The organism is Nocardia sp. X0981, from assembly GCF_977089955.1.
Window position 1 is genome coordinate 1,694,050 of sequence record NZ_OZ372435.1, and the last position, 14,515, is coordinate 1,708,564.

Annotated in this window: 13 protein-coding genes and 1 tRNA gene; 7 read left to right on the forward strand and 7 right to left on the reverse strand. The window is 67.5% G+C overall.

What is annotated here, in order from left to right; all coding sequences use genetic code 11:
* Positions 1 to 10: 10 nt before the first annotated feature.
* Entirely contained in the window at positions 11 to 1,276 is a 1,266-nt protein-coding gene (locus tag ACYR7D_RS07445; RefSeq protein ID WP_459548883.1) for an aspartate kinase, read from the forward strand.
* Positions 1,277 to 1,278: 2 nt separating this feature from the next.
* On the forward strand, positions 1,279 to 2,313 hold the full coding sequence (locus tag ACYR7D_RS07450; protein ID WP_459548884.1) for an aspartate-semialdehyde dehydrogenase: 1,035 nt from the start codon (positions 1,279 to 1,281) through the stop codon (positions 2,311 to 2,313).
* A gap of 4 nt (positions 2,314 to 2,317) precedes the next feature.
* Here the strand turns inward: ACYR7D_RS07450 and ACYR7D_RS07455 are convergent, their stop codons facing one another.
* The 4 genes from ACYR7D_RS07455 to ACYR7D_RS07470 form a co-directional block, all read right to left on the reverse strand.
* Positions 2,318 to 3,670, reverse strand: coding sequence for a serine hydrolase domain-containing protein (locus tag ACYR7D_RS07455; RefSeq protein ID WP_459548885.1), 1,353 nt, complete (start codon positions 3,668 to 3,670; stop codon positions 2,318 to 2,320).
* Between the two features lie 1,205 nt (positions 3,671 to 4,875).
* Positions 4,876 to 5,517: a Rossmann-fold NAD(P)-binding domain-containing protein gene (locus ACYR7D_RS07460; RefSeq protein WP_459548886.1), complete on the reverse strand. Its 642-nt coding sequence runs from the start codon at positions 5,515 to 5,517 to the stop codon at positions 4,876 to 4,878.
* Positions 5,518 to 5,689: 172 nt separating this feature from the next.
* Positions 5,690 to 5,763 (reverse strand) — tRNA-Pro (locus ACYR7D_RS07465).
* Positions 5,764 to 5,851: 88 nt separating this feature from the next.
* Positions 5,852 to 6,814, reverse strand: coding sequence for a metallophosphoesterase (locus ACYR7D_RS07470; RefSeq protein ID WP_459548887.1), 963 nt, complete (start codon positions 6,812 to 6,814; stop codon positions 5,852 to 5,854).
* Between the two features lie 204 nt (positions 6,815 to 7,018).
* Between ACYR7D_RS07470 and ACYR7D_RS07475 the strand changes: the two genes are divergently transcribed.
* Positions 7,019 to 7,483, forward strand: a complete 465-nt coding sequence (locus tag ACYR7D_RS07475) for a GatB/YqeY domain-containing protein (RefSeq protein WP_459548888.1) — start codon at positions 7,019 to 7,021, stop codon at positions 7,481 to 7,483.
* 25 nt (positions 7,484 to 7,508) lie between these two features.
* Here the strand turns inward: ACYR7D_RS07475 and ACYR7D_RS07480 are convergent, their stop codons facing one another.
* Entirely contained in the window at positions 7,509 to 9,896 is a 2,388-nt protein-coding gene (locus ACYR7D_RS07480; protein WP_459548889.1) for a penicillin-binding protein, read from the reverse strand.
* Between the two features lie 350 nt (positions 9,897 to 10,246).
* On the opposite strand from ACYR7D_RS07480, the gene ACYR7D_RS07485 reads away from it, so the two are divergent.
* Entirely contained in the window at positions 10,247 to 10,570 is a 324-nt protein-coding gene (locus tag ACYR7D_RS07485; RefSeq protein WP_459548890.1) for a WhiB family transcriptional regulator, read from the forward strand.
* 78 nt (positions 10,571 to 10,648) lie between these two features.
* Here ACYR7D_RS07485 and ACYR7D_RS07490 read toward each other — a convergent pair whose 3' ends face one another.
* Positions 10,649 to 11,788 (reverse strand): ArsA family ATPase, encoded by a 1,140-nt coding sequence (locus ACYR7D_RS07490; protein WP_459548891.1) that lies wholly within the window; start codon positions 11,786 to 11,788, stop codon positions 10,649 to 10,651.
* A complete protein-coding gene (locus tag ACYR7D_RS07495; protein ID WP_459550068.1) occupies positions 11,785 to 12,804 on the reverse strand; it encodes an ArsA-related P-loop ATPase in 1,020 nt (339 codons plus the stop codon). The genes ACYR7D_RS07490 and ACYR7D_RS07495 overlap by 4 nt, the downstream gene beginning before the upstream one ends.
* Positions 12,805 to 12,975: 171 nt before the next feature.
* On the opposite strand from ACYR7D_RS07495, the gene ACYR7D_RS07500 reads away from it, so the two are divergent.
* The 3 genes from ACYR7D_RS07500 to ACYR7D_RS07510 all read left to right on the forward strand — a co-directional run bounded on the left by ACYR7D_RS07500 (position 12,976) and on the right by ACYR7D_RS07510 (position 14,501).
* Positions 12,976 to 13,140, forward strand: coding sequence for a DUF4177 domain-containing protein (locus ACYR7D_RS07500; protein ID WP_459548892.1), 165 nt, complete (start codon positions 12,976 to 12,978; stop codon positions 13,138 to 13,140).
* Positions 13,141 to 13,145: 5 nt separating this feature from the next.
* Positions 13,146 to 13,628 carry a RidA family protein gene (locus tag ACYR7D_RS07505; protein ID WP_459548893.1) on the forward strand — a complete coding sequence of 161 codons (483 nt, stop codon included), beginning with the start codon at positions 13,146 to 13,148 and terminating at the stop codon, positions 13,626 to 13,628.
* Between the two features lie 72 nt (positions 13,629 to 13,700).
* A complete protein-coding gene (locus ACYR7D_RS07510; RefSeq protein ID WP_459548894.1) occupies positions 13,701 to 14,501 on the forward strand; it encodes an MBL fold metallo-hydrolase in 801 nt (266 codons plus the stop codon).
* The last annotated feature ends 14 nt before the right edge of the window (positions 14,502 to 14,515 follow it).

Sequence of the window (14,515 nt, forward strand, 5' to 3'; positions counted from 1 at the left end):
AGGACCCCTCGTGGCACTCGTTGTCCAGAAGTATGGAGGATCCTCGGTCGCTTCGGCCGACCGGATCCGGCGCGTCGCCGAACGGATCGTCGAGACGAAGAAGCAGGGCCACGATGTGGTCGTGGTCTGCTCGGCCATGGGCGACACCACCGATGAACTGCTCGACCTGGCCGAACAGGTCTCTCCCGCGCCGCCGGCCCGGGAGATGGATATGCTGCTCACCTCCGGTGAACGTATCTCCAACGCGCTGGTGGCCATGGCCATCCACACCCTCGGCGCCGAGGCGCGGTCCTTCACCGGCTCCCAGGCCGGTGTGATCACGACCTCCGTGCACGGTAAGGCCAAGATCATCGATGTGACGCCGGGCCGGCTGCGGGAAGCCCTGGACGAAGGCACCATCGTGCTCGTCGCCGGCTTCCAGGGCGTCAGCCAGGACAGCAAGGACGTGACCACGCTGGGACGTGGTGGTTCCGATACCACCGCCGTCGCCCTGGCCGCCGCGCTGGATGCCGATGTCTGCGAGATCTACACCGACGTGGACGGAGTGTTCACCGCCGATCCGCGCATCGTGAGCGACGCGCAGAAGCTCGAACAGGTCTCCTACGAGGAGATGCTGGAGATGGCGGCCTGCGGGTCCAAAGTGCTGATGCTGCGCTGCGTCGAATACGCACGCCGCTACAACGTGCCCGTGCACGTGCGTTCGTCCTATACCGACAAGCAGGGCACCTACGTATACGGATCGATGGAGGACATCCCCTTGGAACAAGCAATCCTCACGGGCGTCGCGCACGACCGCAGCGAGGCCAAGGTGACCGTGGTCGGGCTACCGGACGAACCGGGATACGCGGCCAAGGTGTTCCGTTACGTGGCCGAGGCCGAGATCAACATCGATATGGTCCTGCAGAACATCTCCAAGGTGGAGACCGGTAAGACCGATATCACCTTCACCCTCCCCAAATCGGATGGCACGCGGGCGGTGGAGCTGCTGACCAAGCACCAGGGCGATATCGGCTTCTCCCAGGTGCTCTACGACGACCACATCGGCAAGGTATCGCTGGTCGGCGCCGGTATGAAGAGCCATCCGGGCGTCACCGCCACCTTCTGTGAGGCGTTGGCCGAGGCCGGTATCAATATCGACCTCATCTCCACCTCCGAGATCCGTATCTCGGTACTGGTCAAGGACACCGAACTCGACGACGCCGTGCAGGTCCTGCACCGTGCCTTCGATCTCGGCGGTGACGAGGTCGCCGTCGTCCACGCCGGAACGGGGCGATAACCATGGGTGTACGGGTAGGTGTGGTCGGCGCTACCGGTCAGGTGGGCGCCGTGATGCGCAAACTCCTCGAAGAACGCGATTTCCCGGCCGACGAGGTGCGGTTCTTCGCCTCGGCGCGTTCGGCCGGTAAGAAGCTGCCGTGGCGCGGCGGCGAGGTCGTGGTGGAGGACACCGAAACAGCGGACCCCACCGGACTGGATATCGCGCTGTTCTCCGCAGGCGCCACCATGTCGCGGGTGCAGGCGCCGCGGTTCGCCGCCGCCGGGGTCACGGTGATCGACAATTCCTCCGCGTGGCGCAAGGATCCGGAAGTTCCGCTGGTGGTCAGCGAGGTCAACCCGGAACAGACGCGCAACCTGGTCAAAGGCATCATCGCCAATCCCAATTGCACGACCATGGCCGCCATGCCGGTGCTCAAACCGCTGCACGACGCCGCCGGGTTGCGGCGGCTCATCGTATCCAGCTATCAGGCGGTTTCCGGCAGTGGTCTGGCCGGGGTCGAGGAACTCGCCTCACAGACCCGTGCGGTGATCGGCGATGCCGAGAAACTCACCCACGACGGCGGCGCCGTGGACTTCCCGGCCCCGAACAAATACGTGGCCCCGATCGCCTTCAATGTCCTGGCATTGGCGGGGTCGCTGGTCGACGACGGTTCCGGTGAGACCGACGAGGACCAGAAGCTGCGCAACGAGAGCCGTAAGATCCTCGGCCTGCCGGACCTGCTGGTCAGTGGTACCTGCGTCCGGGTACCGGTGTTCACCGGCCACTCGCTGTCGGTGAACGCCGAATTCGCCGATCCGCTCTCGGTGCAGCGTGCCCGGGAAATCCTGGCGAAGGCGCCCGGGGTGGAGCTGGTCGATGTGCCGACCCCGCTCGCGGCGGCCGGTAAGGACGAGTCCCTGGTCGGGCGGATCCGGCAGGATCCGGGTGTGCCCGACGGCCGCGGACTGGCGCTGTTCATCTCCGGCGACAACCTCCGTAAGGGCGCCGCCCTGAACACCATTCAGATCGCGGAGGTGCTGCTCGCCGACCGCTGACGATTCAGCGGATGCCCGGTGTGCGCGGATCCGGTCCCAGGCAGACCAGGAGCGCGCACCCGGGCGGGGCATCGGCGAACGGCGCCGCCAGGGGTTCGCCGAGGCAGGCGAAGACGGTACAGCCGGGGTAGGCCGAATCGCCGAGCCCGAAGACCGCCAGCAGGATATCGGTATCGATATAGGCGTTCGGGTCCACTTCCAGCGGCGGTTCCACATAGGGTCCCGGATCGGGGATCGGGGGTTCGCGGAAAGCGGCCATGAGCCGGCGGAAGAATTCGTGCGGCAGTTCGCCGGGGTGCGCGATGACGCCCGCCGGGCCGTACCTGCTCACATTCCCGAAGGCTCCGGTCCATACCACCACGAGGTCCAGGCTGGGAACGACGAAGACGTTCTGCAGACCCACACCGGCCATCGCGTAGGTGTCCGGCGGTAGGAACGAGGCGTTCTCGGCGCAGCCGGGCCCGGTCCAGAACAGGTACCCGTAGCAGGGATTGGTGGGGGTGGGAGTGGTCGCGCGGGACAGGTAACCCGCGGAGACGATCCGCCGGCCGTCCCACTCGCCTTCCTCGGCCAACAGCAGACCCAGTTTGGCCAGATCGTCCGGCGGGATCAGCAGATGCGCGTACCCGTAGGTGTGGCCGGAACGGTCCCGCGCCCAGTACCAGTCGCCGCGCTCGATACCCAGCGGTGTGAAGAGCTCTCGCTGGGCGAATTGCTGCAGCGGTTCCCCCACGGCCAGCTCGAGGACGTAGGAGAGCAGGTCCACCGCACGCTGGCTGTAGGTGAACACGGTGCCGGGGTCGTGATCCAGCGGTACACCCAAGGCCTGGACCGCGCTGTTGGGGTCGATGGGGACGGCTCCGGTGAGCCCCTCGGTGACCACGCCGGTGCGCATACCGGAAGTCTCGGTGAGCAGGTTCTCGACCGTGATGGCCCGCCGCTGTCCGTCACCCAGGCCCGGCGGAAGGTACCGGTCGATCGGGGCCGCGATATCCACCAGGCCGCGATCCGCCGCGATTCCGGTGAGCAGCGAGACCACGCTCTTGGTCACACTCCACACATTCCAGGCGACATGATCGGTGAGGTGGTTGTGCGGGCCTTCGCCGACGAGGCAGTTGCTCCGGAAAACTTTGATGTTGAGCCGGTTCCGTCCCGCCGCGAAGGCCAGGGCGTCGGCGAGGCGATCCGGGTCGAAACCTGCCTGTTCCGGTGTCGCCCGGGCCGGGTCCCGCCCCGAGGACACCTGGCATTCGGCTGCCGGTGCGGTGGGCGCGGCGTGCGCATGCGCCGCGAATACGTATCCCGCCATCAGTGTTATCGCCGCGACCCCCGCCAGGAGCCCACCCGAACGCGCCATGCGCTCACCTTAGTGCTCGCTTCGCCGGGGGAGCGGAATTCGGCCGTCCGAGAGTCGAGTCCGTGAACACGAAGCCCCTGCCCGATGCCGGATCGGGTCAGGGGCGGATCATCACCGGCTCCGAGGTGGTGCCGGCGTGGCAACGGCCCGGGTGCCGGTTACAGCAGGCCGAACCAATAGAACGCACAGGCCAGAGCCCAGCGGACCAACGTATCCATCGACACTCCCACTTCTGTCGTAGCGGATGACTCCATGATGCCCGAGATACCCGGGTCCGGACACGGTCGGCCGAGCTGTGCTGTGACCTTGTCCGCACCGTGACGGATCGTGCTCGCAGCGTTATAAGTTCACGTTAAGTGCGCGCCAAGTACGGGGCGGCATCGTGGTTTTCGACGCCGGGGAACACCGGAACGAAACACTGCGAACAGGAATCCGTAGATGATCAGTGAGCCGACCGCCACCCCGGCCCCGGCCGGCACCACCACCGTGGTGTTCGCCGCCGGGCCCGCCGTGGCTACCGATGGGCCGGGCGCCACCGAACGGATGTTCTGCGCACGGATCCCGACGCTTACCCGATGGTCCGGGGAAAGCAGTGGCCGGCGCCGGAGGGGGAGAACCCGGTGACGAGCGGAACCGTACGCGACCGGTCTCCTGATCGGGGAAGGTCGCACCGAGCTCGGCGCGTGTTCGATCACTGCCGGTGATCGAACCACGTCGAAGGGGGGCGAAGGGGGAGGAGGACGTCGGCCGGTACCTGGGGAGGATGCCGGCCGGCGTACCGAAGTAGGGGAGGGCCGGTGGGCCGGGCACGACGGCCCGCTGGTGGGGGGCGGTGATGCCGGTACCTGGGGAGGATGCCGGCATCACTACGGGGAGGAGGGGCCGGCGCCGGCGACCGGGTGGGTCGGTCTGTCTCGCGGGGTGACAGACCGGCTCATGGGCAGCGGCGCGGTGTGGTGGACCGGTCTCGCGGGGTGACCGGTCCACCACACGGCCATCGAACGACAGATCGGCTCTTCCGGATGCTCAGCAGCGGAATCGGCACAGTGCGTGAGTTCACGTGACCGTCCGCAGCCGCGAAAGGTAACCGCTCGAGGCTCGGCGATGGCGGCGTCGATATCCGCGGCGGCCGGGCGGAACAGGGTTCCTCACCCGGCCGGCCGCCGGATTCTCCGATGAAGGATCCGCATCCGCGGCCGAGGTGCTCATCTGGTGGCCGCGGTATGGCCGGCCGGATAGTCGGGCAGAACGTAGTTCTCGGTCTGCGAAACCATCCGGGTCATGAGTGGTTGCGCCATGCGTGAGGTCGCGACCCGCAGTAGGGCTCGGGCGGCGACGATCCCGGGCCGGGTACGCGGGGTGATGCCCTTCACCCCGCCGGGCGGTAATTGCTGAGCGGTTTCCACGAAGGGGCGCAGGAGGCGCGTATAGCGGCTGAGCGCTTCTGCCGGCCGGTCCGGGGTCCTGGCGATCTCACCGACCAGGATGTAGGCCCCCACCAGCGCCATCGCGGTGCCTTGACCACTGAGTGGGGAACCGCAGTAGCCCGCGTCGCCGACGAGCGCGATCCGTCCGGTGGTCCAGCCGGTGCTGAACTGTTCCTCCGGCCCGAACGCCAGTAGCCGGGTTGCCGAATGCAGACCGTCGGCGCCGATCACCAGGTCGTATTCCTCGGTGCGTCCGGAGGCGAGTGTCACCGAGACGCCGTTACGGTGTTCGCGCAGGTCGCGGATGTACTCCCCGTACCGGTAGTCGGCACCCGGTCCGCCGGACCGCGCGCTTTCTCCGGCTACGGCATCGAGCAGCACCTGGTTCAGGTCACCGCGGGTGATCTCGATCTCGGCCACGGCCCCGTTGCCGCCGAAGAGTTCGGCGGGTACCGGCCGCCCGCGCGTCCCGCTGTGGATGGGTGTGGAGAAACTCGGCCCGGCGGGCTGCTCGGGGTGCGCCGGGATACAACGAGAAAGACGCCCGGCTGTTGAAACAGCCGGGCGTCTGATCGTGTCTCGACCACACGAGTCGGGGTGGCGGGATTTGAACCCACGACCTCTTCGTCCCGAACGAAGCGCGCTACCAAGCTGCGCCACACCCCGTGAAGCGGACCTGAGGTAGCTTACATCAGGTCCGGTCCGTAAATGAAACCGCCTGTTCAGGGCCGGTTTCCCGGACCCTCTGTGCCGGTTACCGCGCCACCGCCTGCGAGGTCGAGACACCATGACCGGAATCGGCGGCCGGTCGTTTGGGCGGTACCGCCACCAGTGTGAGCAGGGTGGCTTCGGGGCGGCAGCAGAAACGGTACGGGGCCCAGGGGGAGGTGCCGATACCGGCCGAGACGTGCAGCCGGGTGTGGGCGCCCCACTTGGACGGACCCTTCACCCGGGAGCGGTCGATATCGCAGTTGGTGACCAGGGCGCCGTAGCCCGGCAGACAGAGCTGCCCGCCGTGGGTATGACCGGCGAGGACGAGATCGTAGCCGTCCTCGGCGAAGCGATCCAGCACCCGCGGCTCCGGCGAATGGGTCAGCCCGAGACGCAGGTCGGCCAGCGGGTTGGGGGCGCCGGCGATGGTGTCGTAGCGGTCGCGCTGTAGGTGCGGATCATCGACGCCCGCGCTGGCGATGCGGATCCCACCCACTTCGATATCGCGGCGGATGTGGGTCAGGTCGAGCCAGCCGCGTTCGGTGAACGCAGCGCGAAGATCCTTCCACGGCAGCGGAGCGCCGTGCACCCGCTTGTGGTTCTTGTCGAAGTACTTGAGCGGGTTCTTCGGCACCGGAGCGAAGTAGTCGTTGCTGCCGAAGACGAACAGGCCGGGACGCGACAGCAGACCGCCCAGCGACTGCACCACGGCGGGTACGGCCTTCTGGTGGGACAGATTGTCGCCGGTGTTGATCACCAGGTCCGGTTCCAGCCGGTCGAGTTCACGCAACCACTGCTGTTTGAGTTTCTGCCCGGGCATCATGTGCAGATCGCTGATGTGCAGCACCCGCAGCGGGGCCGACCCCGGCCGCAACACCGGCATGGTGGCTTCGCGCAGGACGAAGGCATTGCGTTCGATCAATGAGGCGTAGCCGACTCCGGCCGCCGCGGCTCCGGCGGCGCCGAGTGCGGTCCGGCGCAGGGCGGACGTCGAGATCACGGGCATTTGCCCAGCATAGGTGACCAGGACGCGGTGTGCGCAGCGTGTTGAGCCACAGTTACGGCGATATGGCGGGCGGATCACCCGGCGCGACGGCCGGTCGGGGGCCCGTGGCCTCGGAAAACGACTCGATGGCCGGAGCGAGGAACACGCCCGGGGTAAAAGGTTATCGGGTGGGCGTGGCGGACCGTACCGGCTACCGTTCTGCGCATGTCGGAACTGAAATCGAGGCTACGTGCCGATATGACCGCCGCGATGAAGGCGAAGGATTCGCTGCGACTGAACACCCTGCGGATGTTGCTGGCCGCCGTCCAGACGGCCGAGGTCGCCGGGAAGGAAGCCAGGGAGCTCACCGACGCCGAGGTCGTCGGGGTGCTGACGAAGGAAGCGAAGAAGCGCAACGAGGCCGCCGAGGTCTACACCCAGGCGGGGCGCGGTGAGCTGGCGGCCAACGAGCACGCCGAGGCCCGCATCATCGACGAGTACCTGCCCACTCAGCTGACCGACGCCGAGGTGGCCGATCTCGCCGATACCGCGATCGCTCAGGTAGCCGAGGAGTTGGGGGAGCGGCCGGGTATGCGGCAGATGGGGCAGGTCATGAAGGTCGCCACCGGGCTGGCCGCCGGTAAGGCCGACGGTTCCCGGATCTCGGCGGCGGTGAAGGCGCGGCTCTGATCCGCCGCGCCCGCACCGCCGCGGATCAGCGGGGGATCGGCACCGGAATGGGGATGGGCGGTAGGAACGGCGGCAGCGGCAGTCCCGGGACGGCCGGCGTCGTGGCGGCGGGCCGTCCGGGACGCGGTGGTTCCCGGATGGTGCCGTCGCTGAGGTAGATCGTCACCTGCGAGCCGGGGATCGCCGACCCGTTCGGTGTCGAGCCGGTGACGGTTCCTTTCGGTGCCGAACCGGGTGCGTTCACCGAGGTGACCTTGAATCCGGCGCCGGTGAGCGCGGCGGTCGCCTCACCCGCCGTCATCCCTACCACATCCGGCACCTGGGCGTTCTCCGCGCCACGTACATATTTCTCGTCGACCGGCGGCAGCGCCGGTGGCGGGAATTCGTTCGCCACGGCTTTGACGGCACCGAACCAGGTTCGCGCGGGCTCGTTACCGCCGAAGAGGCCGTTGGCGTCGCTGGCCGGGCAGTTGCGCAGCGGGAAGGAGCAGATCTCCCCGGGAGTCGGGCTGTCCCCGTAGACGTAGACGGCGCCCGCGAGCGAGTTGGTGAAGCCGAGGAAGGCCGAGGACCGGTGACTTTCGGTGGTTCCCGTCTTCGCCGCTACCGGCATGTTCCAGCCGGTGGCGGCGGCTGCCGCGGACGCGGTACCGCCGGCGCTGTGGTCCTTGCCCATGGCATTGGCGAGAGTGTTGGCCAGCCCCGGTTCGACCACCTGCTCACAGGCCTGTTCGGTGAGGGGTACGGGTTTGCCGTGGCGGTCGATGACCTCCGCGATGGGGGAGGGCGGACACCAGGTCCCGCCGGAGGCCAGGGTGGCCGCCACGTTCGAGAGCTCCAGCGGATTGATCGCCACCGGGCCGAGGGTGAACGAACCGAGATTCTGGCCCTTGATCATATCGGCCAGGCTCTGGTTGTTCTCCAAACCGGACGAGCCGGGCTCGGTGTAGGAGCGCAGACCCAGTCGGACGGCCATATCGACGGTGGGGGTCACGCCGACGGCCTGGATGAGCTTCACGAAGGCGGTGTTCGGCGAGGTGGCCAGCGCCTCGGTGACCGACATCGGCGAACGGTAGTTACCGGCGTTCTCCACGCAGTAGGTATCGGGCGGGCAGCCGGGCGCGCCGCCGTTACCCATCCCGCGGGCATCGAACCGGCCGGGCACGTCCAGCTGGGCGCTGATACCCATCCCCTTCTCCATCGCCGCGGCCGTGGTGAAGAGTTTGAACACCGAACCGGCGCCGTCGCCGACCATCGAGTACGGCTGGGCCAGCAGGGTTTCGTGGGCCTCCCGGTTCAGGCCGTAGGTGCGGCTGCTCGCCATCGCCAGCAGCGGATGTTTGTCCTTACCGGGGCCGATCAGCGACATGACCTCGGCGATATTCGGCAGATGCGGATCGGCGTTCTGGGTCACCGCTCGTTTCACCGAGTCCTGGACGGCCGGGTCGAGGGTGGTGCGGATCAGGTAGCCGCCCTTTTCGATCTGTTCTTTGCTCAGGCCGGCGTTGGCCAGATATTGCAGGGCGTAATCGCAGAAGAACCCGCGATCGCCGGCGGCGATACAGCCTCGGGGCAGGCCCTTCGGTTCGGGCAGCACTCCCAGCGGCTGGGATTTGGCGGCCCGCAGTTCCTCGGCCCGGCTCGGGATGTTCTGGATCATGGTGTCCAGCACGGTGTTGCGCCGGGCGGTGACCCCCTCGGGATTGGTGTAGGGGTTCAGTTTCGAACTGCTCTGCACCATGCCGGCCAGCATCGCCGACTGGGCGACGTTCAGATCCTTGGCGTCGATACCGAAGTAGGTCTGGGCGGCGTCCTGGATGCCGTAGGAAGAGTTGCCGAACGGAACCAGGTTCAGGTAGCGGGTGAGGATCTCGTCCTTGCTGAGTTCCTTGTCCAGGGTGAGCGCCATCCGGATCTCCCGGATCTTGCGCGCGGGGGTGGTCTCGATGGCGGCCCGGCGCTCGGCGTCGGTCTTGGCGACGACCAGCAGGTTGAAGTTCTTCACGTACTGCTGGTCGATGGTCGAGGCGCCCTGCTGGACCTCACCGCTGCTGGTATTGGTCAGGAAGGCGCGGATGGTGCCCTGCCAGTCGACGCCGTGGTGGTCGGCGAAGCGCTTGTCTTCGACGGAGACGATGGCCAGCTTCATCTCGTTGGAGATCTGGTCGCTGGGCACCTCGAACCTGCGCTGCTCGTACAACCAGGCGATCGGATTGCCGGCGGCATCGACCATGGTGGATACGGCGGGCACGGTCCCCTCGACCAGTTCCGCGGATACGTTGTCGACGGCGTCGGCGGCGCGGTTCGAGACGAATCCGAAACCTCCGGCTACGGGGAACAACAGTCCGGCAACGAGCACGGAGGCGAGTACGCAGCTGCCTGCCAGCTTGAGGAGCGCACGTGTGATCGGCACAGCACCAGCGTAGAGGGTGGCGGTTCGGTCCTCGTGAAGTGTGGACTCCGGGCGTTGTGCTCATGAATCCGGCGTATTCGTAGGGAACTCCGCCCATGGGCCCTGACGTGCGTATTCGGGCGTGGGGGCGGGGAACTCGCGCACGGGTGCAGGCACGGACGTACCAAAAAGTCATCATCCGGTCTTGCGCTTCCGGCATACCTTTACCTAGATTGAGAGCTCAGTGTGATAGAGCTAACACTCAATGTGGAATGTGGTGCGCTTCGCGGCGGGGTTCGGGTTGCTGCGAGGTGTCACGCGATTCCGGAGCGCCGTGACCCGGTGTTCGGACTGGCAAAGGGGCACACCAAATGCACATGACAACCCCCGTCGCTCGATTGAACGTAGAGCAGGCCGAAGCAAGGATTGCCTGGGTTTCCCGGGCTCGATGCAAGGAAGTGGATCCCGATCAACTGTTCGTGCGGGGGGCGGCGCAGCGTAAGGCGGCGACGATCTGCCGGCACTGCCCGGTTCTGATGGAGTGCGGGGCGGACGCCCTGGACAACCGGGTCGAATTCGGGGTGTGGGGTGGTATGACCGAACGTCAACGGCGTGCGCTGCTCAAGCAGCATCCGGAGGTGACCTCCTGGGCGGATTTCTTCCACGCCCAACGCCAGCACCAGGTAGCGATGTAGCGAACAAACCGATTGGACGACCGACCGCCGGGCACTCGAGAATCGAGTGCCCGGCGGTCGAATAGTCGGTCCGGGTGATCAGCCGGCCGTGGTGGTATCCGAGCCCGCCAACTGCGCGCCCACTGCCCGCAACGCTGTCAGATCGCTCACCTCGAACGGCAGCGCGGTCACCGAGGTCAGCGGAACCCGCGGATGAGCACCGGTGAACCGGTGCAGCAGATGCTGTTCCCGCCGGGCGAGTGCCACCCGATGGGCGTGCACCCGCAGTACCCCGGTCGTCACCGGATCGGAGTCGGCGAGTCGGTCGGCGGCGGCGAGGGCGTGGTCGGCGGGCAGCGAGCACAGCACCGGATGCGTCCGGTTGAGTATCAGCCCGGCCAGCGGCATCCGTTCGGTGGACAACCGATCCACGAAGAACGATGCCTCCCGCAATGCGTCGGGTTCCGGTGCGGCGACGACCAGGAAATGCGTTCCGGGTTCGGCCAGCATCGCGAACGTGCGGTCGGCGCGCTCCTGGAAGCCCCCGAAGAGGGATTCCAGGGACTGCAGGAAATTCGAGGCGTCCTTGAGCATCTGGCCGCCCACGATCGTCGATACACCGCGCACGGCCAGGCTCATCGCTCCGGTCACGAACCGGCCCACCCCTCGCCCGGGCGCCATGATGACCCGGATCATCCGGCCTTCCAAGAAGGTGCCGAGCCGTTTGGGCGCGTCGAGGAAATCCAGCGCGTTCCGCGACGGCGGGGTGTCCACGACGATGAGATCCCACTCCCGGCGGGCCGCGAGCTGCCCCAGCTTCTCCATCGCCATGTATTCCTGCGTGCCGCCGAAGGACGATGCCACCGCCTGATAGAAGGGGTTCGCGAAGATCTGCTCGGCCTTCTCGGGTGCGGTGTGCGTGAGCACCATCTCGTCGAAGGTGCGCCGCATGTTCAGCATCATGGCGTGCAGTTCGCCCTCGGCCTCGGGCCCCAGAGCCACCCGCTGCGGACTGTTGTCCAGATCCGCCACCCCCAGCGACTGGGCCAGCCGGCGGGCGGGGTCGATGGTGAGGACCACCACCTTGCGTCCCTGTTCGGCCGCGCGCAGGGCGATCGCCGCCGCGGTGGTGGTCTTCCCCACCCCACCGGAGCCGCAACACACCACCACCCGGGCGGAGCGGTCGGCGATGATGGCGGAGATATCCAGGGGCGCGGGTCCGGCCGGTCGAGTGCTCATCGGACTCCCTGCTCGCTCAGATAAGCGGCCAGCTCGTAGAGGCCGCCGAGGTCCATTCCGTCGGGGAGGGCGGGCAACTCCAGTCGCGCGACCTCCAGGTCCAGCAGTTCGGCCGCGCTCTCGTCCTGCGCGCTCAGGGTGGCCGCATGCTCCACGGTCTCGGTCAGCAGCCCTGCGAAATCGGCCGCGGACAAGTCGATACCGGCTTTCTCCAGGCCCGCGCGCACCGTCTCGGTATCGAGTTCACCCGCGGCGGCGGCCGCGCGGACCTCGGCGCTGAGCGGGCTGCGGGCGGCGCGGTTGACGATCACGCTGCCGATCCGCAGATCTTCCGCGGTCAGTTCGGTGATCGCGTCCAGGGTTTCCTGTACGGGCAGCGCTTCGAGCAGGGTGACCAGGTGGATCATCGTCTGATCGGAATGCAGCAGTGTGGAGACACCCTCGGCCTGCGCGGCGATCGGGCCGCCCTTGGCGAGTTCGGCCATGGCCTGGGTGACGTCCAGGAAACTGGCGATCCGGCCGGTCGGCGGGGCGTCGACCACGACCTCGTCGTAGACGGGAGCGCCCTTACTGTCGACCCGGACGACACATTCTTTGATCTTGCCGGTCAGGATGACATCCCGTAGTCCCGGCGCGATGGTGGTGACGAAATCGATGGCCCCCATACGTCGCATGGCCCGGCCGGCGAAGCCCAGGTTGTAGAACATATCGAGGTACTCGAGAAACGCGTGTTCGATATCGAGCGCCAGCGCCACCACCTCCCCGCCGCCGTCGGCGGTGGCGATCTTCGTTTCGGTGGGCGGCAGGGGCGGCAGATCGAACAGCTGGGCGATGGACTGCCGGTTCTCCACTTCGACGAGCAGCACCCGCCGCCCACCGGCCGCCAGCGCCAGCGCCAGCGCCCCGGCGACCGTGGACTTGCCGGTCCCACCCTTACCGGACACGTAGTGCAGTCGGGCGTTCACCGCGCGCTCGGGCCATCCCGTTCGCGGAGCGGGTTCGGCCGATTCCGACATCGTCGTTGGTTCTGCCACGGTCGCGAGCCTATAGCGCATATCGGGCATACGCCCGCATACTCCGGTATGTACCGATGTGGTGTACCAGACACCGCGGCGGGACCACGCGGGACGACCGGGCCGGTGTATGCGCCGCCGGCGTTCCGGCGGTACCCAGTAGGCTCCGTGCGCATGAGCGATATGACCCAGTGGGAATACGCGACCGTGCCGCTGCTGACCCATGCGACCAAACAGATCCTGGACCAGTGGGGCGCCGATGGATGGGAATTGGTGACCGTGCTGCCCGGACCGACCGGCGAGCAGCATGTCGCCTACCTGAAGCGTCCGAAGCAGTAACCGTCATGGGGGAAACCAACGTGAACCCCGCCACCGAATGGCGGGCGAACCTCGAGCGGCTGGGACTGACACTGCCCCCCGTGGTGGCCCCGGTGGCCGCCTATGTTCCGGCGGTGCGGACCGGTACCTACGTCTACACCTCCGGTCAGCTGCCCTTCGTGTCCGGCGAACTGTCGGCGGTCGGCAAGGTCGGCGCCGAGGTCTCCCTGGCGGATGCGGCGGTCGCGGCGCGGTGGTGCGCGCTGAACGCACTGGCGGCCGTGCACGACCTGGTCGGTCTGGACGAGGTGGTCCGGATCGTGAAGGTGGTCGGTTTCGTGGCGTCGGCGCCCGGTTTCACCGATCAGCCGCTGGTGGTCAACGGTGCGTCCGAATTGCTGGGCGAGGTGTTCGGTCCGGCCGGAGCGCACGCGCGTTCCGCGGTCGGTGTCTTCGAACTGCCGAAGAACACCCCTGTCGAAGTCGAACTGATCGCCGAGATCCGCTGAGCCGGGCGGTCGGCGCGGCTGCCGCGCGGCCCGTAGATTCAGATGTGCCACTTTCGAATTGGAGGTGTTGTGGTGACACTCACCCACCCGGCCTACGGAAAACTGCGTGCCGTGACCCCCTCGGCGGCGGTTCTGCTCGCGAACAACCCCGGGCCGATGACACTGGACGGCACGAACACCTGGATCCTGCGGGCGCCCGGCAGCACCGACTGTATCGTCGTCGACCCCGGACCGGATGAACCGGAACATATCGCCGCGATCGCCGAAGCGGCCGACGGGGCGGTGGCGCTCACACTCGTCACGCACCGGCATCCCGATCACACCGGCGGTATCGACGAGTTGGTTCGCCTGACCGGGACGCCGGTCCGGAGCATGGATCCGGAGTTCCTGCGCGGCGAGGTGACCCCGTTGACCGACGGCGAGATCATCGAGGCCGCCGGGCTGCGGATCACGGTGTTGCACACTCCGGGGCATACCGCCGACTCGGTGAGTTTCCTGCTCGCGGACGCGCTGCTGAGCGGCGATACCGTCCTCGGGCGGGGGACCACCGTACTGGACCGGGACGGCACGCTGTGCGATTACCTACGTTCGCTGGAGCGACTGCTGGACGCGGGCGCCGGTCGCGCCCTGCTACCGGCGCACGGGCCGGATCACCCGGACGTGGAGCCGGTGGTCCGTTACTACATCGCGCACCGGCACGAGCGGCTCGCGCAGGTACGGGCCGCGCTGGAGGAACTCGGCACGGACGCCGATGCCATGGCGGTGGTCCGCAAGGTCTACGCGGACGTGGACGAGAGCCTGTGGCCGGCGGCGCGCAGTTCGGTGGAATCACAGCTCACGTACCTGCGGTCGGAGCGGAACGCGCGGGACTGAGCCGGACTCCTACC